This is a genomic window from Ekhidna sp., assembly GCF_965221965.1.
GTDB lineage: Bacteria > Bacteroidota > Bacteroidia > Cytophagales > Cyclobacteriaceae > Ekhidna.
Map to the genome: position 1 here is coordinate 3,814,115 of NZ_OZ244926.1, position 21,848 is coordinate 3,835,962.

A 21,848-nucleotide genomic window follows, 5' to 3' on the forward strand; every position below is an offset into this window, starting at 1 on the left:
GTCCTAATTAACCTAAGACATGGCGGAAATTTTATTTGATGAAATACCCTCACTTGATTTAGCTGATTTTAAGGACGGTACGCCCGAGCAAAAACAAGCGTTTGTAGCAAAGCTGGGCGAAGCTTACACCAACATTGGATTTGTTTCCATCAAGAACCATGGTCTTTCTGATGAGCTCACAACCAATTTATATGATTCTGTGGAGCGCTTTTTCCGGCTTCCGGATGATGTAAAAAAACAATATGAGAAGACCGAACTGGCTGGTCAGCGTGGGTATATCAGCAAGGGCAGAGAAAAGGCGAAGGGGAGAAACACGGGAGACCTGAAGGAATTTTATCATGTGGGGCAGCCGCCAAAAAATCAACGTCCGGATTACCCGGATAATATCTGGCCGAAAGAGGTACCGGAATTAGAAAAATATACGACAGAAGCCTATCTGACATTGCTGCAGGCCGGCACTCATATGCTTAGAGCCATTGCTCTATACCTTGACCTTCCGGAAAACTACTTTGATGAGAAAGTGAAGGAAGGGAACAGCATTTTACGGCCTATTCATTATTTCCCTATCGTAGATCCGGATTCCCTTCCGCCGGATGCTGTGCGAGCAGCGGAACATGGAGACATCAACCTGATCACCTTGTTGATGGGTGCCAGCGCAGATGGTTTGCAGGTGTTAAGACGAGATGGAAAGTGGATCCCCATCACGGCACTTCCGGAGCAGATTGTGGTGAATGTGGGTGATATGCTGGAGCGGCATACCAATGGAAGGCTGAAGTCTACCATCCACCGCGTAGTGAACCCACCAAGAGAGCTGATGCACACCTCAAGATTTTCCATACCATTTTTTATGCATCCTGTCTCTGAGATGGATCTGTCCTGTCTTGAAAACTGTATCGATGACGAGCATCCCAAGGCGTTTGAGGATATTTCGGCTGGCGAGTTTTTGGATGAACGTTTAAGAGAAATCGGTTTGAAGGCATAGATCATGTCAATTAAGCGTGTCAGAAATATCATTTTCCTGAAAGACGTTTCAGTGTTGTCCCTTACGGCATTCGGGGGGCCTCAGGGTCACTTCGGAATGTTTTTAGATCTGCTGGTGGCCAAGCGAGCCTATCTCACAGAGGAGGACCTCATCGAGTTGTATGCCCTTTGTCAGATTTTGCCCGGCCCGACATCTACCCAAACCATTACTGCCCTGGGCTATAAAATCGGCGGCCCTAATCTGGCGTATCTGACATTGCTAGTCTGGATGTTTCCGGCTTTTTGTATCATGACCTCTCTGGCCATTTTTATGGTTACAGCGGAGGAGATGAATATTTCCCTGGATTTTTTAAGGTTCATCGAACCGATTGCCGTAGGTATTGTAGCGTATTCATCTTATCGTATTGCCATCAAAGTGGTGAACACAAAAATTGGAGTCGGGCTGATGATCTTGTCCGCCTTTGCCTCTTTTGTATTCAAGTCACCGTATGCCTTTCCAGCTTTGATCATCTTTGGTGGACTGGCCACTACATGGAAATACAAGCGTCAGCCAATAGAGGAAAAGGAACGAATTAATATTAAGTGGGCCAATCTGATTTTATGGATTTCTGTCCTGATTTTCGCAGCGGTACTGGGGGGTGTAACCCAGTATCAGCCAATCAAACTGTTTGAGAATTTTTATCGTAACGGAAGTCTGATTTTCGGCGGAGGCCAGGTGCTGGTTCCGCTCCTGTATACTGAGTTCGTGGAATTTAAAGAATACCTCACCTCTCAGGAATTTGTATCGGGCTATGGGTTTGTTCAGGCCATTCCCGGACCTGTATTTTCTTTCAGTGCATATGTAGGTGCTCTAAGTGCACGGGATTTGGGTATTGGTGGTCAATTGTTCGGAGCTGGGATGGCGGCTGTAGGAATATTTTTGCCGGGCACTTTTTTGATATTCTTTATCATCCGCTTTTGGGAGCAGCTAAAGAAATACCGGATAGTTAAAGCTTCGCTGGAGGGGATCACGGCGGTGAGTGCCGGAATGGTGATAGCTGCAGCCTTTCTCTTGTTTATGCCGATGGAACAAAAGATGATCAATTTTATTCTTTTGTTCGGAACCGTAGGAATGATGCATTTCACAAAAGTTCCTACTCCCTTGATCATTCTCGGGGGGCTGATTTTTGGAATTGTGATCGCATAAAAAAGCCCTGCAGGAATTTCCTACAGGGCTCAGTAAAAATCCTCTGATTTTATTTTTTGCCAGCAGGCGGATCTATGCCCAACTTCTTCAATACAAGGTTGGTCACGTTATCTTCTTCTCGAGCATATAGAAGGATACTTTGTCCACTTGCAGTCATGTTGAAAACATGCGTGTATCCGTTTTCTTTCGATACTTGCTCAATTGCTGTTCCGATTTTTTCGAATGCAGGCTGCAATAGCTGATTTCTTTTGTTGATCATGGAGTTTTGAGCGTTTTGCTCGAACTCCTGGATTGAAGTCTGAAGATTTACAATTTCATTCTCCTTGTCTGCTCTCACAACATCTGTATAGTTTGCTGCATTTTGCTGGTAGTCAGCAACTTTCGCCTGATAGTCAGCGTATTTTGCCTCTATCTGAGCAGATAGTTGTTTGTCATAAGCAGATAGCTCACTTTCGATTTGTTTTGCTTCCGGCATTAGGCTCAAAACGTACTCTACATTTGTATAGCCTATTTTTAACTGCGCCACTACTCCAAAACCGATTACAGCAAGGGCAGTACTTAATAAAATTCTAGCTTTCATATCAAATTAACTTTTCGTTTTATGGTTTGGGCTCTAGCCCTTATGGTTGTTTAGGTTCAATTATTATGCTTAATTATTTTCTACACTCTGATTTTCTACCAATCCAAGATCTTCTAGCACAAAATCTGTGTAATCGTGGATAGGATCTGTATAAATCATGACGAGATCGCCCGACTTGTCAAATACGATTTGCAGTCGATTGTTTTTAGCTACTCTCTCCACCGCCTCAAAAACCTGATCCTGCACAGGTTTTACCAATTCTTTCTTTTTCAGGAAGTATAAGCCGTCAAAACCAAAAATGGATTGTTGGTACTCTTTTACTTCTTTCCATTTTCGTTCGATCTCAGCGTTTCTCTCTTCCCACATTTCCTTGGTCAAAAGCACTTCTTCTGCTTTTAACTCCACCTCCATCGCTTCTACTTGTTGATAGAGATCCTGGATTTCCTTTTCCCATCCTTTCGCCAGCTTTTCAATCTCCGCCTGCGCATCTTTATACTCAGGCATTTTCTCCAGAATGTACTGGGTGTCTACATACCCAAATTTTTGCGCAAATGTAATCGTGGTGAAAAACAGTCCAAAAAGCAGTAGCGATATCTTTTTCATAGCGTTAATATTTAGACACTCTCATTAGCGAATCTGTTGGCCAATGGAGAAGTGGAACTGTGGACCCGCATTTTGAAGTGATCCTGGAACCCTATCAAATCCATACGCCCAATCAATTCCCATAAGACCAAACGCTGGCATGAAGATTCTAAGGCCTACACCTGCTGATTTTTTTATGTTGTAAGGATTAAACTCTGCAAATCGATCCCAGTTATTTCCCCCTTCAACAAAAGTAAGCGCATATATAGTAGCTGACTGTGCAAGAGATATCGGGTATCGAATCTCCATTACGTATTTATTGAAGAGTGTCCCACCTTCAATATTATTTTCCCTGTCAATTGGGGTAATTGAGTTGTTGGGATACCCTCTTAAGCCAACCACATCCGTTCCAAGCAAAAAATTCTGACCAGTAAGTCCGTCACCACCTAGCTGGAATCTCTCGAATGGACCTACGTCAGTTTTGCTGGTATAAGTACCTATGTAACCAAAATGAGCTCTTGCTGAAAGCACAAGTTTACCAGTGAGTGTCAGGAAATATTTACTATCAAAATTCCATTTATGGTATTCAAGCCATTTGTATCGGTCTTCCGGTGTAGCATTTTCGTAATCTAAATCTCTCCATAAAGAATATGGAGGTGTAAATGATGCACTCAATGAAATGCTTGAACCGTTTCGCGGATACATCGGCTGGTTTATGGAGTTCCTTGCAAAGGTGGCATTGAATGTAAAGCTGTTAGCGTCTCCGGTGTTGAATCCCAGTGAACGACTGCCGAAATTAAGTAAATCATATCGCTGATATGAAATACCCGTGCTCACAGTAAAAAAGTCATCCGGCCACTGTACCCTTCGACCCAAGGAAGCAGAGATACCTGTCACTTTTAGCCATCCTGAGGTTTGATCTGATCTAAAATCAATTATTCGCTGGATAGACTTGCTGTAGCTCAAACCGAAAGAGTTAGGTTTGCGACCTCCAAGCCACGGTTCAACAAAGCTGAAAGAATAGCTTTGGAAGCGCCTTCCGTTAGCCTGAAACCTAAGGGATAAGCTTTGGCCATCACCAACAGGTAGTCCTCTCCAATGTTCTGGTTTAGTGATATTTCGTACTGAGAAGTTATTGAATGTTACCCCGAAAGTACCCACAAAACCAAAGGCCCCACCCCATCCACCGGATAATTCTATCTGGTCATTTGACCGCTCTACAAGCTGCCATTCAATATCAGCCGTCTCATTTACCGGGTTTGGCACTACATTTGGATTCACCTGCTCAGGATCAAAATATCCTAGCTGCGAGAGTTCTCTTTGCGTTCGGATCAACTCTGCCCGGCTAAATTTATCTCCTGGCCTGGTTCTTAGCTCCCTGAGAATTACGTGATCATTGGTTTTATCATTACCACTGATTATCACTTTGTCTATGGTTGCCTGAGCTCCTTCATATATGCGCATTTCCAAATCGATAGAATCTTGTGAAACGGCAACTTCAACGGGGTTAATGTTGAAAAATAGATAACCATCATCCATGTACAATGAGCTGATATCAGCCCCATTTGGATTGAAGTTTAGCTTTTTGTTTACCAAGTCGAGATCGTAGACATCTCCTTTTTTGATTCCTAAAATACGCTGAAGTTGATCGTCAGTATAGAGATAGTTTCCTGACCAGGAGATGTCTCTGAAGTAATATTTGCTTCCTTCTTCAACGGAGATGTCAATGTTCATGTACTTATTAGAAATATCATATGTGGTATCGGAAATGATTTCCGCATCACGATATCCTTTTGAATTATAAAAGCCGAGAAGTAAATCTTTGTCCGCTTCATAGTCTTCTTTCACGAATTTGGAGCTTTTGAAGAAATTGAGATTTACATGTGTGGCAGTGTATTCCCTTAATTCCTCCTTTGATACTTTCTTCGAATTCGTAATGAAATCAATCATATTTGGGGGCCAAAGTAACTTAGCTGTTGTTTCGATGATTTCTGTTGGAAGTGAAAACTTCGGCACCATTCCAGTGCTTTTTAACTTGGATCGAAGCTTGGCAGAGGTAAATTGTTCGTTTCCATCAAATCGAATGTTTCTGATCTTTACTTTCTGACCCTGATTGATGGTAACCTTCAGATAAGCGCTGTTTCGTAAGATGGTGTCATTTTGCTGGACAACATTAACTTGTGCGTTTAGATAGCCCTTGCTCTCCATATACTTCTTTACTGCCAACTCTGTGTTTTTGATTACCACATCGGTTAGTACTTTTCCGCGGATAAGGCCGATCTTATCTTCAATCTCCCCCTTCTTGGTTTTATTAACCCCTTCTATGATGTATTTTGTCAAGCGTGGACGCTCTGTCAACTCAATGACAAGCCAGATTTTATCTCCTTCAACTTTGGAAGCATATATTGCAACGTTCCCAATGATACCCTGATTCCATAGTTTCTTGATGGCGGTGGTTATGTCATCTCCGGGCACTTTGATTTTATCTCCGACACGCAATCCGGAAAGAGAAATAAGTGCATTGTTATCAAGGAACTGAACGCCCCTGACTTCAATATCAGCTATTTCATATTCCTTCGGACTGGAGTAGTTAATGGAAACACCACCTGATGGTTGTGCCTGGTTACGACCAAAAACCACCTGTGATTTCACCTCATAAACAGCCATTATGGCTAATACGATTATTAATGCTTTCTTCATGCTTTCACTTGATCACTCGTCTTTCCAAATCGTCTTTCTCTTTGCTGATAGGAAATGATAGCTTCGTATAAATCTCTTTTTCTAAAATCAGGCCAAAGAACCTCTGTAAAATGAAGTTCTGTGTAGGCCATTTGCCATAATAAAAAATTACTGATCCTCATCTCTCCGCTTGTTCTTATTAACAAGTCAGGGTCAGGAATACCTACAGTGGATAGATGCTGATCTATGTCAGATGGTTCGATGCGGGTCTTACCTTCTTTCAAAAGATTATTCATTGCATTAACCAAATCCCACTTTCCGCTATAGTTGAGCGCCAATATCAACTGCATTCCAGAATTGTTACTGGTTAAGTCAATAGCAGATTTCAACTTTTCTTGTGCATTAGCGGGTAATCCTGTGATTTCTCCTATGGTGGTCAGTTTAATGTTATTTTTCTGAAGTGTCGGGAGTTCATCTTTTATGGTATTCACCAATAAAGTCATCAACCCATCAACTTCATATTTGGGACGCTCCCAGTTCTCCGTTGAAAACGCATATAGAGTCAGGAATTTAACACCCAATTCAGCCGCCCCTTCGGTCACATTTCTCACAGCTTCAATGGCGTTTTGATGGCCAAATATTCGCTTCACTCCCTGCTTTTGGGCCCATCGTCCATTGCCATCCATAATCACTGCTATATGAGCAGGGATATTGGTATCCGATATTTGGTTTCTCAACTCCTCCAACGCATTTTTCAAAAAGGCTACAAAAATGGGCTTTTTTTTACTTAAAGGGAATGTAAATCAATGATTTAACTTCTATTAACGAGAAAGAATTGATTGGTTTGGTCTGTATGGGAATGGACAAGGAATATTGAAGAGAGTTACACTAAAGGTAATTCCGGTAAAAAAGTACCAATCATCGTCCTTTGGGTTGCCATACTGATAGTCTTTGATCCTTTGATCGCTATCAGAAATGCCGTCTAAATAATCAAAAAAAGTTTTTCTGGCTCCTGCTTCAATCCCAATTGTATATTTCTTTTGGATTAGATATTTAAACCCTATTCCCATAGGTATAACAGGTTGAATAGAACCCACATCAGTGTTATCAGGAGCGTCATTGAAATTAAAGAAACCAATTCCTCCAAAGATGTATGGGGAATAGTTGACTGGTGAATCCTCTGTTTTAAAGTCGAGGAAATGATATTCAAAAACGGCTGACCCTTCAAGTATCGTTGAGCTAAACGAGTGTCCTCTTTCTTCAGCGAATGCATCGATGGGTGTTTCTGATCCACGAACTTTGCCTATTGTTAAAGCCAATTTCAAAGTAAGAATTTCGGAGAAGTTCATCCGGTAGAAACCGGTTCCGGCCAAAGAAGAAGTGCTAAAACTGTATCCACGAACGATATCACCGGCATAATTCATTGATCCAACACCACCTCCAAACTCAATAAACTGAGCGGATGTAGAAAGGGCTACAATAAGAAACGAAAATGAAAATGCTTTTCGCAATATTTTATCTGTATTTAGCTCTTCGACGAGTAGTACTACCCAATACATATGACACTTTGATCTGAGTAACAAAGATCATGTCATTGTTATCCGGGTTTCCTCTTTTTGATCCGTCTATACCAGTCCCAACGTTCCCCTCGATGAAGTAATTGTGTCCCTCTCCGTGGTTGTTGATAATCCTTAGGTTTGTTAGATCACGTGCTTCTCCTTTAGAACTAAATGGAACAGAAGCACGATCCGACATGATTCTAGCCAGGTCATCATCAAACTGGTCGAGTCCGACATAGTTAGTGCTCACATCATCAATGTAGTCTGTGAACAAATACCGGAGACCAAACTCCAAGCCTGCGGTGAGTTGTGTATTTGGAATTCGCATTTGAGCACCTACCGCAATCGGCAAGGACAACTCAATGTTTTTATACGCATCAACTATTCCGAGATTCTGACCTTCTGTACCAAGAGGTCTTAGCTTTACCCACTCACCTGCCTGAGGTGCAGCCACCGATCCATCCTGAGCACTTTGATAATCTGCATCAGGGACTTTTCCTTTTGGTTCATGATGAAATACTGCAGCACCTAAAGATAGGTATGCATTAAATGGCAAACGTTGATTTGGGCCGCCGTAATTAGGAAACAGAAATAGTTGAAGGGCAACTCTGAATTCTTTGATATCATTTCGAAAACTCAGATTCCTTGCGTATCTGGAAAACCCATCTTCCGATCCGGGATCAGACGCGAAATCATCCCCAAAAACCCGGACCCAGTTTATTCCAGCCGTTACTGCCATGGAGTGGTGAAACTTGTAGCCTCCCCATAATCCAAACCCCGGACGTGTAAATGATACATCTGTACTTGCAGCTTTATTAACAGGTGCCAAATCCCCAAAGTAATTACCTGCATTCACATTGGCACCCACAAAGATGTACGGCTCGAAACGTCCATATCCTGTAAGTCCTCCTTTATAGTGAGACACTTTACGATTGGTTTGCCTTCTTTTTTTGTACTTGTTTCTTTGCGCTTCGGCATTATCCGCTAGCCCCAGCATGGCCACTGAAAGGATAATCACTAAAAGACTTTTGAGCTTCATATTAGACGCTTTAAAAACACAAAAATATGCTTTTGTTAATTCTTACGTTATCGGTAGGTGGTTAATTACCTAATTATCAACGCCTAAAAGTAGTGAAAGAATAGACTTTTTCATCCTTTAAATGAGAGTATTCACCAAAAAATAGTAGAAATCGAAGTTAATTTCTTTTGTCAAACCCCCAGCCAAGCTTGTTTCTGATCGTATCCGGAAAATTGATACCCTCAATTCTAATCAACTTAGCATCGAATGATGCTTTTTTTACGACCAGGCTCACATCATTTTCAATGGTTTCTGATCTGGAATCCAATGATACAAGGAAGCTTCGATTTCTGGATTTAATTTCAAACTTTAGCTCTGAATCATCGGATACAATAAGGGGGCGAACGTTCAGGTTGTGCGGACTTACCGGCGTGATTATGAAATCTTTTGAGTCTGGCATCATTAACGGACCGCCACAACTCAGCGAATATCCCGTAGAGCCTGTAGGTGTAGCGACCATTAGTCCATCCGCCCAATAGGTATTCAAATACTGATCATTGATGTAGCATTTTACCATAATCATGGCGGATGTGTCTTTCCGTAGAATAGCACATTCATTCAATGCGTACGCTTTGCCATCAAAAAGGCCGAGGTTGCTCTCCAAGGATAAAAGTGATCGTTTCTCGATTTCGTATTTTCCTTTGAAAAGAAGGTATAGGGATTCTTTAATGAACTCTTTGGCGATGGATGCTAGAAAGCCTAATCGACCCATGTTAATGCCAAGGATTGGGACTTCACTTTTTCCAACCCATAGCAATGTTTCCAGAAAAGTGCCATCTCCTCCCAAACTAAAAACAGCATCATACTCTGATGTGATGTTTTCGGTCAAATTTAGGGCCTCCTTCAGCAACTTACTGTTTCGTGAGTGAAACAGCGAGGTATACCAAATCTCAACACCTTCTTTGTTAAGCCTGTCAATTATTTGGGTTAGGTATTTTTCAGAATCTCGCTCTACGGGTAAGCCATGCAAGACTATCTTTTTCATGAGCCTCATGGATCTAGAAATTTCATAAGCATTCCATATCGGTCTTTTTCATCGAAGGAGTTATCTTCAGTATTGAAAGAGGAGGTCACCTTGTAGCGGCTTTTGGATAACCCTGTGGCAATTTGATTAACATCCTGATGGTTAATTCGGAGAACGATCTCGATGAGTGAAGGGTCTTCAAGGTTAGGCTTTACATTGGCACCTAAAATGGTGGATCCATTCATTTCAACAATTCTGGCTATTTCTGATAAAGAATAGTCATTGAGAGTTGTTTGCAGGGTAATGATAGCTCCCTGAGCATTAACAATAGCAGTTTTTGCAAACTCTTTGAGAATATCAGAAATCAAAACCACACCTTTGAACCCCTCGTCTGAGACCACAGCTACCATTTCCAGCTGATGATCATTCTGAATTCTTAAAATATCATAATAGTGACTATGAGCAGAAACAACGCAGGATTGGCCGATCAAAGGATACGCCCCCACTTCAGGATGTAATATTTCTGAATCATAGAGTAAATCCTCGGAGACAAAGCCTTGAAATTTATTGTCCTCAACCACTGGTAACACTTTGACTCTGAATTCATCCATCCACTGTTTTGCACGAGCAATATCATCACCTGGTTTAAGCGGAGGGACCATGTAGTTTATGAGTTGTTCGGCAATCATCGTATCGTTATTCAAATCTTCATATTTTTTGATTCTAGCAAACCAGACATATACGTGTCTTTTCCGTTAGGCAGGCTATCCATTGAATCTATCAAATCCCGGACCAATGGAATAACCTCACTTAGCCATCCAAATACCGTTGGGCCGATACCAACAATATACGGAAAAATGATAGCATTATCTGCATATCTATTCTCAATATCAAACCCCACTGAATCGAAAACCCAAAAAAGAATGCTTAAAATAAACGCCCATTTCAACATTCCGGCAAAAGCTCCGAGAAGATTATCAACAGAGCCGAAAATGGTCATGTCTACTGCGTTTTTTAAAGCTTTAGCTCCGGCTTTTATTACAATACTCAGCAGGATAAATAATGCTATGAAAACAACAATTGCGGCCACATCAAAAAATCGGCTACCTTCAAAAAGACCTAAGGAGACTGGCACGGTAAGTTCGAGAGCCAGAAACAATCCAATAAAAAATGCCAGGAACGAAAAAAGCTCAACGATGAAACCATGCATGTAACCTTTCATCGCACCGAATCCCAGGAAAACCAATAAGATGATGTCAAAAGTGCTCAAATTAGCTCAACAGTTTTTTAGCTAACGTTGAAATCATTTTTCCGTCTGCCTTTCCGGCTAATTTTTTGGTCGCAGTGCCCATTACTTTTCCCATATCTTGCGGGCCGGAAGCGCCAACTTCATCAATGATTTTCTTTACTTCCACTTCAACCTCCTCCTCAGAAAGTTGTTTTGGAAGGAAACTCTCAATTACATCAAGTTCAGATTTTTCTGTGGCAGCCAAATCATCCCTTCCTTGCTTTTCAAATACCTCAATAGAATCTTTTCGCTGCTTTGCTGCTTTGGTGAGCAGTTTCATTTCAGCATCTTCAGAAAGGTCTCCACCTCCACCTTTTTCGGTTTCAGCAAGCAAGATTTGTGATTTAATGGATCGCAATGCCCGAAGACGATCTTTGTCTTTTTTAAGCATTGCTTGTTTTATCTCTGATTCGATTGTGGATTTTAAACTCATAATCATTGTTTTTAAATGAACAACTTTGCGAAGAAAAACATTCTTAAGCTATGACCCAACTCAGTGTAAATATCAACAAGTTCGCAACCCTGAGAAATGCGAGGGGTGGAGATAATCCAAACGTGGTTCAGGTTGCTAAAGACTGTGAGCGATTTGGGGCCCAGGGAATTACTGTGCATCCTCGACCTGATGAGCGTCATATTACCAAAAAGGATGTTTATGACCTTAAGGATATTGTTACGACTGAATTTAACATAGAAGGTTATCCGGATGATCGGTTTTTAAAAATCATTGAAGAAGTACGGCCGGCTCAAGCCACGTTGGTTCCTGATCCTCCGAATGTTTTGACATCAAATGCAGGTTGGGATACGATCAAGCATAAAAAAATGTTATCCGACATTATCAGTCAGATCCAAAGCTGGGGTGTGCGCACATCCATTTTTATTGAGCCGGAGAACAAAATGATGGATGGCGCCAAGGAATGCGGCACGGATCGAGTGGAATTATACACGGAGATGTATGCCTCCGCCTATCATAGAGATAAGGAAAAGGCCATTTCAGACTATGTAAAATCATCACAACATGCACATGAAATTGGTTTGGGACTAAATGCGGGTCATGATCTGGACTTGAAAAATCTGAGGTATTTAAAGCAACAAATTCCGTATCTTGAGGAAGTGTCCATTGGGCATGCACTGGTTTGCGATGCGCTTTATTTTGGTCTGGAAAATACCATTCAGATGTATTTACGTGAGTTGACTAATTAAATTTGCTAAACATTTTAGTAAAATGTGTATTTTTGATTGATGGAAATTTCGAGTTTGATTTTTTTGGTTGTGGGTTTAGCCATTGGAGTGCCATTGGGCTGGTTGATATTTCGAGTAAGAAATTCGCAAAATGTCCCCGAGCATGAGGAGTTGAAGATTCAGTTGAAACTCGAAATGGAGCGCTCGAAGAAGCTGGCAGAAGAGCTTCAGCAAATCAATGAGGAGCTTCGAAGGGAAAGAGAGGAGGTTATACATCTCAACAATCAGAACTCTACATTAAAAGCGAACTATCAAAACCTTCAGGTCAGACTGGAAGAACAAAAAGGGGAGCTGGGTCAGCTTCAGGAGAAGTTCACTACAGAATTCAAAAATCTAGCGAATGAAATTTTTGAAGAAAAGAGTAAAAAATTCACTGATCAAAATAAGACCAATCTGCATGAACTACTAAATCCGCTGGGTCAAAAACTGACGGAATTTGAAAAGAAAGTAGAACAAACCAATAAGGAGAGTCTGGAGCGTAGCACGGCATTACGTGAGCAAATCATCGGCTTAAGGGAGCTCAATGACAGAATGACCAAAGAAGCAGAGAATCTCACCAAGGCGCTGAAGGGTGATGTAAAAATGCAGGGAAACTGGGGGGAAGTGATTTTAGAGCGAATTCTCGAAAAATCCGGGCTTGAAAAGGATCGGGAGTATTTCGTTCAGGAAACCCTCCATTCGGAGGCGGGAAAACGGTTACGACCGGATGTGATCATCAAACTACCGGACAATAAAAACCTTGTTGTCGATGCGAAAATGTCTTTGCTTGCTTATGAGAAATATATGAACGAGGAGGATGAAACAAGCAAGGAACAACACTTGAAAGATCATATCCTTTCCGTTAAAGCACATGTTAAAGGATTATCCGAGAAAAATTACCATCAGCTTTTTGATGGTGGATCATTGGACTATGTACTGATGTTCGTTCCTATCGAATCTGCATTTGCATTGGTAGTGCAACATGGCGGAGAGCTTTATAATGAGGCACACGAGAAGAGCATTATCATTGTGAGTCCGGCTACTTTGGTCGCTACCCTTAGAACTGTTTCGAGCATCTGGAAGCATGAGTATCAAAATAGAAATGCGCTGGAAATAGCTCGTCAGGGTGGAGCTCTTTATGATAAGTTTAAGGCTTTCGTTGACGATTTAATTGAAGTTGGGAAATCTCTTGACAAGTCCAAACAGCAATATGGCCAAGCCATGAACAAACTAGTAGAAGGAAAAGACAACCTAATCAGGAAGACTGAACGACTGAAAGAGCTTGGATCAAAAACATCCAAAGCGATGGATGAAAAGCTGCTGCACCGCGCAGGTGCAAAAGATGATGAAGACTCGCCAAAGTTGTTTTAACAATAATTTTGCAGATTAATTTTACGAGAAGGAATTGACTTCAGATAATAAGCTGAAAAATATCATAGTGGTCGGTGATCGTGTGCTTATTAAGCCGGTGAAAGAGCCACAGAAAACTTCTAGTGGAATTTATCTGCCGCCAGGTGTTCATGAAAAGGAAAAGGTGCAAAGTGGATACATTGTAAAGGCGGGTCCTGGCTATCCGATTCCCAATGCAGTGGAAGAGGAGGACTGGAAACCAGAAGACGAAAAAATCAAGTATATCCCACTACAAGCAAAGGAAGGGGACTTAGCCATTTTCCTTCAAAAAGGGGCCTTTGAGGTTCAGTACAATCAGGAAAAATATTTCATTGTACCTCAATCCTCCATATTAATGTTGGAGAGAGAGGAAGATATCTTTTGATTGAAAATTGCATTTTTTTAGGATTTTCTTAAATAATGTTCGGTTAATTCTTACTTTTAAAGAAGATTAACCGAATAAGAAGATGCGATTTTTCCTTGGCCTTCTAATTCTATCTACGACTCTACACCTATCAGCGCAAGACGAAAAACCGTTTCAGGTATTGGTCGCCAAGAATGCAAGTGTATATGGCACACCTGTGGAGCCTTTGCAGTTCGTTGATGATGTCACTTCTATTGAGGTAGATGAGGGTGGATTTCTAAGCCTAGTTCATAAAGGAGGAACTACTTATGAACATGTGGAAAAGATTTTTACATTTTATCTCAAGCCAGAAGAACTTAAGGATCGGAGTGAGCGCCCACAGTTGGATTTGCTCTATTTAGATAGTACTGTGTTGGATCCCACAAAAATCATCACAGTTTTACACCCTCCGTTTGATCGTTCAGGTTACTTGGTTTGGAATGAAAACGAGCCTTTTGAACTTTTCTGGCATCTACATGATGAGCCCGTGTTGAACTACATCCTTTCTGTAGAAACCAGCGACGGGACGAAGATTCAGGACTTCAGAACTAAGCTTCATAAATATGAGCTAAAGCCCACTACATATGGATTAAGTGATGGGATCTTTAATTTCAAAATATCCAGCACATTTGCGGGAGAGACAGTGGAGTCCAAAACATACACTGTTCAGCTGAAGTCCGCGCCTGATTACGAAAAGAAAGCGGCAGATTTAATTCTTAAAGCACTGGATTTGGAGCTTAGTCCCAACCTTGCTCTACCTGTTTGGCAAGAAGCCCTAGCCATGCCTAACGGCAAATTTTACAAGCCGCTCTTTGAGAAATTCTTAATTAGAAATCAGGAGATTTTGACTGCTACTGGCCAAGATGTGCAGCAACTTCTTTCGCAAAATAAGTAAGGATCATATCTGCTCCTGCTCGCTTAATAGATAGCAAAGATTCCATCATAGCTCTTTCGGCATCCAACCATCCTTTTTCCCCTGCTGCTTTGATCATGGCATATTCACCAGAAACATTGTATGCAGCAATCGGAATATTGAAGTTAGATTTCAATCGTTGAATGATATCGAGATAAGCCAAAGCCGGCTTTACCATTAACACATCTGCTCCTTCATTGAAGTCCAGCTCTGCCTCAAGCACTGCTTCATCACTATTTGCCGGGTTCATCTGATAGGTTTTCTTATCTCCAAATTTTGGTGCAGAGTCCAATGCATCCCGGAACGGACCATAAAAAGCGCTGGCATATTTAGCTGTGTAGCTCATGATGCCTGTATCGGTGTATCCTTGTTCATCGAGTATATTCCTTAGATAACCAATCCGAAAATCCATCATATCCGACGGACCAATCATGTCCACTCCGGTCTCAGCATGGGCCAATGCCATCTGTCCAAGAATGTCAAGGGTCTCATCGTTGAGAATTTTGCTGCCTTCTACAATCCCATCATGGCCATCACTGCTGTAGGGGTCCATTGCTACATCGGTGATGATGAGCGCTTCAGGAAATTCTTTTTTGATTTTGGTTAGTGTCTTAAGGTAGAAGAAATTAGGATCATAGCTTTTGGTTGCTGTTTTATCCTTATACTTTTCGTCGACCACCGGGAAAATATCAAAGCCTTTAATACCCATCTTAAGGCAGGCCTCAATTTCTTTTAAAATCAAATCTTCCGATAGTCGGAAAATACCGGGCATGCTTTCCACTTCAGATTTCTTTTTATTTCCTTCTAAAAGGAAAAGCGGAAAGATGAAATCATTAGTAGTTAGAGTTGTTTCCTGGGCCAGGTCTCTTATCGCTGCTGATGCTCTGTTTCTTCTTGGTCGCCTCATGGCTGCAAAGATATCTTCAAAATTTTTCCAGCCGGGCCACTCGCATATCCGATATTTCCTTTGATACTAATTGCCCAGTAGTTGGTGGAATCCAAAGTGATCCAGGTCTGCCCTAAATCTGTTGTGTAGTCAATGCCATTTGGCCCACTTGCGAAAGCGAACGTTTGATTCTCAATTTTCGTAATTGCACTTCCATAAAAAGCGCCAGTGGTTTGTGGTTCTCCCGAAAGGTTCCATGTTTTTCCACCATCGATTGAAAATGCGCAATTATCTGTATAATCATCCGCTACCAAAAGGTCACCACCCGTAACAACCCCCACATCCCCTATGAATGATACAGAAGTATTCCCAGCCGCATCCCCGGTTACAAGAGGGGAGTCTACTTCCTTCCAGGACTGTCCGTAATCTTCGGTGATCAGAAATCTACAGTTACCGCCTGCTCCGGTAGCGATCCAGGCTTTTCCGTTTTCACCTGTCGTTACACAGGTACCACTTGCTGCAAATCCTCCTTCACCTTTTCCTGCTTTTGGCATGTTTGTAGAGTCGGCTCTATTCCACGTTTTACCACCGTCTGAAGTGAGCAAAATGTAGGGATAATTGTCTATTGCATCACCGTAAGCAATACCTTTTTGATCATCCCAGAAATCTATGCAATCAAGAAATCCGAGTGAATCTTCCATCACAAAATTCTCTTCCCATTGATCGGGGACCGTAAAAGTGAAGATTCGAGAAAGAGGACCTGACCCGGCTGTCATAAGAATAGCCTTCTCATCATCGAATCCATGAACATCTCGAAACTGGAGGGAGTCTCCGGTAGGATGAGTAAAAAGCTCCCAGGATTTACCTGCATCCTTCGTCAGTACAAATGTGGCATCATGTCCACTAATCCAAGTGGTGTTTTCATCTACAATACTGATGGCCTGTAGGTGGGCGTTAGTTGGAGGCTGTAACAACTCGGACCTTGGACTCAGGTCTTTTTTTGTGCAGCTCATTAAAATTAAAATCAGGCCAATTTTAAGAATGGATTTCATGATTGATTCTAGGTTACTTATTCTGTTTCAATCTTGTGTTGAAAATTGAATATTATGAAGGTGTGTTTCACAAGATGAATAAATATAACTAATGTCAGCTTGAGCTGCCATTCATGTAATGGTTTCCTATTCTTTTGAAGTTTTTTCTTACCTTTCTTTATTCCATTTAATCTGAATTAGTCCCATGAAAAAATCAATCTTTTACCCTTCACTTTCATTCATTCTATCTCTGTCTATTTGCTTCGTTTTTGCTCAAAAGAAAGACGAAAAACCGCCCCTTTATGATGTAGCTTGGAACAGTTTATCCTTCCGTTCTATCGGACCGGCTTTTACCTCCGGTCGAATAGCTGACTTTGCGGTTAATCCCGATAATCCGAGTGAGTTTTATGTAGCAACAGCGGCTGGTGGTGTATGGAAAACCGCCAACCGGGGACTCAACTTTGATCCGGTTTTTGACGATCAGGGCTCTTACTCGATTGGGGTGGTAGAGATGGATCCCAACAACCACAATGTGGTCTGGGTTGGGACCGGTGAAAACAACAACCAGCGAAGTGTTTCCTATGGAGACGGCATCTACAAAAGTGTGGATGGCGGAAAAAGCTGGGAACATAAAGGGTTGAAGAACTCTGAGCACATCGGAATGATTGCCATTGACCCCAGAAATTCAGATGTGGTCTATGTGGCCGCTACAGGTCCGGTATGGAGTGCCGGCGGAGATCGTGGGCTGTATAAAACCACAGATGGAGGTGAAAGCTGGAACAAAATCCTGGATATCAGTGAGCACACAGGTGTTCATGAAGTGCACCTTGATCCAAGGAATCCGGATGTGATCTATGCAGCTGCTCATCAACGAAGAAGGCATGTATTTACCTACATCAGTGGAGGACCTGAGTCTTCGGTTTATAAGTCGACTGATGGTGGAATGAATTTCCGAAAAATAACAAAAGGACTTCCTGGTGGTGATCTGGGTAGAATTGGACTGGACATTTCCCCGGCCAATCCGGATGTGATCTATGCAGTGGTAGAAGCACAGGAAGATAAAGGAGGGTTTTATCGATCCACAGATTTGGGAGAATCGTGGGAACGAAGAAGTGACTACTCCTCCAGCGGGAACTACTATCAGGAAGTCATTGCCGATCCGGTGGATGTCGATCGCGTGTATGTGATGAACACGTTTGCTGGTGTTTCTGATGATGGCGGCAAAACTTTCAGCAATGTCGGAGAGAAAAACAAACACATCGACAACCATGCCTTATGGATTGATCCAACCAATAACAACTACCTACTCAATGGAAATGATGGCGGGGTATATGAATCCTGGGATCAAGGAAAAACCTGGCGTTTCTTCCCCAACCTGCCGGTTACGCAATTCTATAAGTTAGGAGTAAGCACTGATTATCCTTTCTACTACGTTTATGGAGGAACACAGGATAACTTCACTTTGGGAGGCCCGTCCCAGACGACAGAATCTACCGGAATCACAAACCGCAACTGGTTTGTTACCGTTCTGGGGGATGGTTTTGAGCCGCATGTCGATCCGGAGAATCCTGACATCATCTACAGTCAGTCACAGTACGGAAATCTGTCAAGGTTCGACCGAAAAACAGGCGAGCAGCAGAATATTGTACCTCAACCACCGGACGGAGACTATTCGTACAACTGGAATTGGGATGCGCCGCTGCTGATCAGCAGTCACGATAACAAAAGGCTCTATTATGCTTCGGACCGCTTACACCGTAGCGATGACAGAGGACAGAGCTGGCGAGAGGTGAGCGGTGACCTTACCCGAGGGATCGATCGAAACAAGCTTCCGGTCATGGGCAAAGTCTGGCCCATGGACGCAGTGGCAAAAAATGCTTCTACAACTCCCTATGGAAACATTGTAGCGATTGCAGAATCTCCATTGGACGAGAACCTGCTGTATGCCGGGACGGATGACGGGTTGGTGCATGTCTCCACTAATGGAGGTGAAAGCTGGACAAAATACAGCTCATTCCCGGGTGTGCCAGATATGACCTATGTGAATGAAATCATCGCATCAACCCATGATAAAAATACCGTGTATGTCGCTTTCAACAATCACAAGCGTGGTGATTTCAAACCCTATCTTTTGAAGAGCTCAAATCTCGGTCAAAGCTGGAGTTCTATCAATGCCAATCTTCCTGAAAGAGGGTCTGTATACGCAATTGCAGAAGATCCCGAGGCTCGCAACCTGCTGTTTGTAGGTACAGAGTTTGGTTGTTATGCCACACTGGATGGCGGAAAATACTGGAAAGAGTTGTCCAAGGGATTGCCAACCATTGCTGTGCGCGACATTAATATTCAAGAGAGGGAAAAGGATTTGGTGCTGGGTACGTTTGGAAGAGGCTTTTACATCATGGATGATTATTCTGCACTGCGTGAGTTGTCCAATGAACTTCTGAATAAGGAAGCCCATATTTTCCCTGTTTCGGAAGCCCTGCAATACGAGCCTTACAGTCCCATTGGAGCCAGCAATACTATTTCATGGTTAGGACCGCAAGGTTTTCAGGGAGAGACCTACTACCTTGGAGAAAATCCGCCGTTTGGGGCAGCCTTCACCTATTACCTGAAGGAAAAATACCCAACGGCTAAAAGCGAAAGAGAAAAATCTGAAGCAGAACGAAGAAAGGCCGGAGAGACGGTTTACTACCCTGCGTACTCGCAGATAAAAAGAGAGAATGAGGAAGAAGCCCCGTTCCTCATTTTCACCATAAAAGATGCAAACGGAGCGGTCGTGAATGAAATACGACAAAGTCCGGCGGAGGGAATTAACCGGATTCATTGGGATCTGAAGTATCCTAGCATTGATGAAGTAAGCACGAGCCTGGCCGACCCGACCAAGAACCCATCTTCCGGAATCATGGTGCTGCCTGGAACGTACACGTTGGAGCTTGCGAAAAGTATTGATGGTGAGGTAACGTCTCTTGTCGAACCCGTCTCCTTTGAGGTGAAAACACTTGACAATCGATCTGTGCCTCCTACTGATCCTGCGGCTATGTTATCATTTCATCAGCAGTTAATGAATCTTTCTAAATCTGCTAATGGAGCAAGAAGTGCTTACAACCAGTTGCAAGAGGCTTTGAAATATTATCAGGCTGCCGCACGTATGGTGAAAAGTGCTTCTCTTGATGAGAAAATTGATCAGCTGGAAATGAAGCTAGATGACATCCGGTTGACGATGTTCGGTGACCCGATCAAGCGGCAGCTGGAAATCGATCAGGCACCCTCGCTGGCAAGCCGGGTAAATACAGCGATCTGGACAGGTACATCCAGCTGGACAGATCCAACAGAAACGTCGAAGCAGGTGAAAGCCCTTGCTGAGAAATACCTCGATCCGGTGATTTCTAGTTTGAAAACGATTATGAATGAAGATGTACCGGCGATCAATTCAGAGCTGGATGCGAATCAGGCTCCATGGACGCCAGGAAGGATAGTTGAAATAAAAGATTAAGCAGATATTGAGTAGTTGGGCTTCAAGCCTGGCTACTTAATCTTTTAAGAACCCTTGAAAATAGTACTTTTATTAGCCAGCTCAATCTAAGGGCAGGCAGGCTGAATTCCGCTTATGCTTCCCCGTATCAAGAACGGGGCAGGCTATCTGGAATGACGTTCTAAGGCTATTTTCTAAGATGAGGATGGTGAATCGTGTCATTCAAGCTCTGAGTTTATTAATGATATTACCTGATTGACTTTCTGAACAGTGAGATTGCAGAGTCGAATACCTCCTTCGCGATATCTCATGGTATTACTCAAGATGTTAAGAAATTCGGGATCATTCTTCATGGATTCGAAATCAGTAGGCCTGGCTACACCTTTGGACAGATAGCGCAACCTTCGATTAAAATATGGATAGGTCAGTGTTTCTGCATTCATCCATTCTGTTTTGTCATAATCTTCTACTAAAAGGGGAAATTCATAATCGTACAAGTTGGTCAAAGCTCGCTTCAGCTCCTTATTCGTCACGATATCGATACCTACACTTTTGAGGTTTTCGTAAGCGGTAGACTTGAGAAATGGACTAATCCATGTGTTTATGTTCACAAAGATGGTGTCCATTTTAGGATCATATGGAGCATCCTTTTCTACCTGCCCAAGTATGTATCTCAGATCCTCAAGTTTGGTTTGATTGATTCTTATGGTTCGTTCAAGTTCTCCTTTTGATTCAACCAGACTTTCTTTCAACTCCTGTAATAGCTCTTGCTCCTTATTGGACAGTTTACGATTTTCATTCCAATTATTCAGAGCAAAAGCTCCGAGTATACCAAACGTGATAACCAAAATTTCTAGCAGATAGTCGGGCCATTTTTGGGAGAGGGTTACGAGGATTCGTTTCATCTGGTTATTTCTTTATCAATAATTTCAATAAGATTATGAGTGATTTCTTTACGCTCTCTTAGTTGGCTATTCATGGTTGAGAATTCCAGAATAGCCATCAAGAAACCATTTTTGACCCTCGTATCACTGAAGTATTCCACATACATATCCATAGTGAACGTCACATCTTTTCCCATGTAGTTCTGTATCAATGGGTGCATATCAATAAGTTCATATAAAGGAGGGTAGATGATCTCTTCCGAGTCAAAACGAAAGTGATCTTCCTCTGCTATTAGTCTTTGAAGCATCGCGTCCAGATTCAACAGTTGACTCTTTATAGAGTCATTTGAAATAATGGCGAGATTTCCCGAATAAGTCAGTTCTTCGAAGGTGTTATTAGTTTGATAAAAGCGTTCCCAATTCCAAACATTTATACAATGCCGGTTGAATGTATCCCAGTCTGTTATTGGTTTCCCCTCAATGTGTTCGACCACAATCTGAGCGGAGTTAATACACTGTCCCCACTCCTCCAGAAAGTGATCTATGATACCCAAATTGCTTACAAGATCAGCCCGAATATTAGTGAGATAATGAACTTCTTTTTTACGCTCTTTGCGAGCCTCGTTGAGATTGTCAATTTGCACAGCAACCAGGATTCCTACAACCACCAACACGATCTCTCCAATGGAATACAGAAGATAGCTTTTGATTTTATTCTCTTTCATAAGTTTTCGGCGGATTTTGCGGAAGAGGAA

Annotated in this window: 21 protein-coding genes; 7 read left to right on the forward strand and 14 right to left on the reverse strand. The window is 42.2% G+C overall.

From position 1 onward, the window contains the following. The first annotated feature begins 19 nt into the window (after positions 1-19). Together ACOQON_RS17790 and chrA are read left to right on the forward strand one after the other, a co-directional pair. Entirely contained in the window at positions 20-982 is a 963-nt protein-coding gene (locus ACOQON_RS17790) for an isopenicillin N synthase family dioxygenase (protein WP_420576778.1), read from the forward strand. Between the two features lie 3 nt (positions 983-985). Continuing rightward, on the forward strand, positions 986-2,167 hold the full coding sequence (gene chrA / locus ACOQON_RS17795; protein WP_420576779.1) for a chromate efflux transporter: 1,182 nt from the start codon (positions 986-988) through the stop codon (positions 2,165-2,167). 49 nt (positions 2,168-2,216) lie between these two features. Here chrA and ACOQON_RS17800 read toward each other — a convergent pair whose 3' ends face one another. The 10 genes from ACOQON_RS17800 to ACOQON_RS17845 all read right to left on the reverse strand — a co-directional run bounded on the left by ACOQON_RS17800 (position 2,217) and on the right by ACOQON_RS17845 (position 11,330). After that, complete coding sequence (locus tag ACOQON_RS17800) at positions 2,217-2,747, reverse strand: OmpH family outer membrane protein (RefSeq protein WP_420576780.1); 531 nt, start codon at positions 2,745-2,747, stop codon at positions 2,217-2,219. A 69-nt stretch (positions 2,748-2,816) separates the two neighbouring features. Further along, complete coding sequence (locus tag ACOQON_RS17805; protein ID WP_420576781.1) at positions 2,817-3,350, reverse strand: OmpH family outer membrane protein; 534 nt, start codon at positions 3,348-3,350, stop codon at positions 2,817-2,819. A gap of 24 nt (positions 3,351-3,374) precedes the next feature. Further along, the gene (locus tag ACOQON_RS17810) at positions 3,375-6,029 is read right to left on the reverse strand and encodes a BamA/OMP85 family outer membrane protein (protein ID WP_420576782.1); all 2,655 of its coding nucleotides are present in this window, start codon (positions 6,027-6,029) and stop codon (positions 3,375-3,377) included. Next, a complete protein-coding gene (locus ACOQON_RS17815) occupies positions 6,026-6,745 on the reverse strand; it encodes an isoprenyl transferase (protein ID WP_420576783.1) in 720 nt (239 codons plus the stop codon). Before ACOQON_RS17815 ends, ACOQON_RS17810 begins: the two co-directional genes overlap by 4 nt. An 84-nt stretch (positions 6,746-6,829) precedes the next feature. After that, positions 6,830-7,567, reverse strand: coding sequence for a DUF6089 family protein (locus ACOQON_RS17820; protein ID WP_420576784.1), 738 nt, complete (start codon positions 7,565-7,567; stop codon positions 6,830-6,832). Beyond that, positions 7,524-8,606 carry a DUF6089 family protein gene (locus ACOQON_RS17825; RefSeq protein ID WP_420576785.1) on the reverse strand — a complete coding sequence of 361 codons (1,083 nt, stop codon included), beginning with the start codon at positions 8,604-8,606 and terminating at the stop codon, positions 7,524-7,526. The genes ACOQON_RS17820 and ACOQON_RS17825 overlap by 44 nt, the downstream gene beginning before the upstream one ends. Before the next feature lie 157 nt (positions 8,607-8,763). Beyond that, on the reverse strand, positions 8,764-9,630 hold the full coding sequence (locus tag ACOQON_RS17830) for an NAD kinase (RefSeq protein ID WP_420576786.1): 867 nt from the start codon (positions 9,628-9,630) through the stop codon (positions 8,764-8,766). A 5-nt stretch (positions 9,631-9,635) separates the two neighbouring features. Beyond that, positions 9,636-10,313 carry a hypothetical protein gene (locus tag ACOQON_RS17835; RefSeq protein WP_420576787.1) on the reverse strand — a complete coding sequence of 226 codons (678 nt, stop codon included), beginning with the start codon at positions 10,311-10,313 and terminating at the stop codon, positions 9,636-9,638. Next, a complete protein-coding gene (locus ACOQON_RS17840) occupies positions 10,310-10,879 on the reverse strand; it encodes a CvpA family protein (protein WP_420576788.1) in 570 nt (189 codons plus the stop codon). The genes ACOQON_RS17835 and ACOQON_RS17840 overlap by 4 nt, the downstream gene beginning before the upstream one ends. A 1-nt stretch (position 10,880) precedes the next feature. Beyond that, complete coding sequence (locus ACOQON_RS17845; protein WP_420576789.1) at positions 10,881-11,330, reverse strand: GatB/YqeY domain-containing protein; 450 nt, start codon at positions 11,328-11,330, stop codon at positions 10,881-10,883. A 50-nt stretch (positions 11,331-11,380) separates the two neighbouring features. Between ACOQON_RS17845 and ACOQON_RS17850 the strand changes: the two genes are divergently transcribed. From ACOQON_RS17850 to ACOQON_RS17865, 4 genes are all read left to right on the forward strand, one after another. Beyond that, positions 11,381-12,097: a pyridoxine 5'-phosphate synthase gene (locus ACOQON_RS17850; RefSeq protein WP_420576790.1), complete on the forward strand. Its 717-nt coding sequence runs from the start codon at positions 11,381-11,383 to the stop codon at positions 12,095-12,097. A 39-nt stretch (positions 12,098-12,136) separates the two neighbouring features. Beyond that, positions 12,137-13,486 (forward strand): DNA recombination protein RmuC, encoded by a 1,350-nt coding sequence (gene rmuC / locus ACOQON_RS17855; protein ID WP_420576791.1) that lies wholly within the window; start codon positions 12,137-12,139, stop codon positions 13,484-13,486. Between the two features lie 34 nt (positions 13,487-13,520). After that, positions 13,521-13,889 (forward strand): co-chaperone GroES, encoded by a 369-nt coding sequence (locus ACOQON_RS17860; RefSeq protein ID WP_420576792.1) that lies wholly within the window; start codon positions 13,521-13,523, stop codon positions 13,887-13,889. A gap of 82 nt (positions 13,890-13,971) precedes the next feature. Continuing rightward, on the forward strand, positions 13,972-14,802 hold the full coding sequence (locus ACOQON_RS17865) for a hypothetical protein (RefSeq protein WP_420576793.1): 831 nt from the start codon (positions 13,972-13,974) through the stop codon (positions 14,800-14,802). Here ACOQON_RS17865 and hemB read toward each other — a convergent pair. Both hemB and ACOQON_RS17875 read right to left on the reverse strand, forming a co-directional pair. Continuing rightward, positions 14,759-15,727, reverse strand: coding sequence for a porphobilinogen synthase (gene hemB, locus ACOQON_RS17870; RefSeq protein ID WP_420576794.1), 969 nt, complete (start codon positions 15,725-15,727; stop codon positions 14,759-14,761). The genes ACOQON_RS17865 and hemB overlap by 44 nt on opposite strands. Next, a complete protein-coding gene (locus tag ACOQON_RS17875; protein ID WP_420576795.1) occupies positions 15,724-16,719 on the reverse strand; it encodes a WD40/YVTN/BNR-like repeat-containing protein in 996 nt (331 codons plus the stop codon). Before ACOQON_RS17875 ends, hemB begins: the two co-directional genes overlap by 4 nt. A gap of 223 nt (positions 16,720-16,942) precedes the next feature. Here ACOQON_RS17875 and ACOQON_RS17880 point away from each other — a divergent pair, with 223 nt between their 5' ends. Beyond that, positions 16,943-20,230, forward strand: coding sequence for a WD40/YVTN/BNR-like repeat-containing protein (locus ACOQON_RS17880; protein ID WP_420576796.1), 3,288 nt, complete (start codon positions 16,943-16,945; stop codon positions 20,228-20,230). A 197-nt stretch (positions 20,231-20,427) separates the two neighbouring features. Here the strand turns inward: ACOQON_RS17880 and ACOQON_RS17885 are convergent, their stop codons facing one another. Further along, positions 20,428-21,114, reverse strand: coding sequence for a DUF6090 family protein (locus tag ACOQON_RS17885; RefSeq protein WP_420576797.1), 687 nt, complete (start codon positions 21,112-21,114; stop codon positions 20,428-20,430). Beyond that, positions 21,111-21,818: a DUF6090 family protein gene (locus ACOQON_RS17890; protein WP_420576798.1), complete on the reverse strand. Its 708-nt coding sequence runs from the start codon at positions 21,816-21,818 to the stop codon at positions 21,111-21,113. Before ACOQON_RS17890 ends, ACOQON_RS17885 begins: the two co-directional genes overlap by 4 nt. Positions 21,819-21,848: the final 30 nt, after the last annotated feature.

Excerpts from the sequence above, each read along its gene's own strand:
- ACOQON_RS17790 (WP_420576778.1), top strand. The coding sequence starts at position 20 with ATGGCGGAAATTTTATTTGATGAAATACCCTCACTTGATTTAGCTGAT.
- chrA (WP_420576779.1), top strand. The coding sequence starts at position 986 with ATGTCAATTAAGCGTGTCAGAAATATCATTTTCCTGAAAGACGTTTCA.
- ACOQON_RS17800 (WP_420576780.1), bottom strand. The coding sequence starts at position 2,747 with ATGAAAGCTAGAATTTTATTAAGTACTGCCCTTGCTGTAATCGGTTTT.
- ACOQON_RS17805 (WP_420576781.1), bottom strand. The coding sequence starts at position 3,350 with ATGAAAAAGATATCGCTACTGCTTTTTGGACTGTTTTTCACCACGATT.
- ACOQON_RS17810 (WP_420576782.1), bottom strand. The coding sequence starts at position 6,029 with ATGAAGAAAGCATTAATAATCGTATTAGCCATAATGGCTGTTTATGAG.
- ACOQON_RS17820 (WP_420576784.1), bottom strand. The coding sequence starts at position 7,567 with ATGTATTGGGTAGTACTACTCGTCGAAGAGCTAAATACAGATAAAATA.
- ACOQON_RS17825 (WP_420576785.1), bottom strand. The coding sequence starts at position 8,606 with ATGAAGCTCAAAAGTCTTTTAGTGATTATCCTTTCAGTGGCCATGCTG.
- ACOQON_RS17830 (WP_420576786.1), bottom strand. The coding sequence starts at position 9,630 with ATGAAAAAGATAGTCTTGCATGGCTTACCCGTAGAGCGAGATTCTGAA.
- ACOQON_RS17845 (WP_420576789.1), bottom strand. The coding sequence starts at position 11,330 with ATGAGTTTAAAATCCACAATCGAATCAGAGATAAAACAAGCAATGCTT.
- ACOQON_RS17850 (WP_420576790.1), top strand. The coding sequence starts at position 11,381 with ATGACCCAACTCAGTGTAAATATCAACAAGTTCGCAACCCTGAGAAAT.
- rmuC (WP_420576791.1), top strand. The coding sequence starts at position 12,137 with ATGGAAATTTCGAGTTTGATTTTTTTGGTTGTGGGTTTAGCCATTGGA.
- ACOQON_RS17865 (WP_420576793.1), top strand. The coding sequence starts at position 13,972 with ATGCGATTTTTCCTTGGCCTTCTAATTCTATCTACGACTCTACACCTA.
- hemB (WP_420576794.1), bottom strand. The coding sequence starts at position 15,727 with ATGAGGCGACCAAGAAGAAACAGAGCATCAGCAGCGATAAGAGACCTG.
- ACOQON_RS17875 (WP_420576795.1), bottom strand. The coding sequence starts at position 16,719 with ATGAGCTGCACAAAAAAAGACCTGAGTCCAAGGTCCGAGTTGTTACAG.
- ACOQON_RS17880 (WP_420576796.1), top strand. The coding sequence starts at position 16,943 with ATGAAAAAATCAATCTTTTACCCTTCACTTTCATTCATTCTATCTCTG.
- ACOQON_RS17885 (WP_420576797.1), bottom strand. The coding sequence starts at position 21,114 with ATGAAACGAATCCTCGTAACCCTCTCCCAAAAATGGCCCGACTATCTG.
- ACOQON_RS17890 (WP_420576798.1), bottom strand. The coding sequence starts at position 21,818 with ATGAAAGAGAATAAAATCAAAAGCTATCTTCTGTATTCCATTGGAGAG.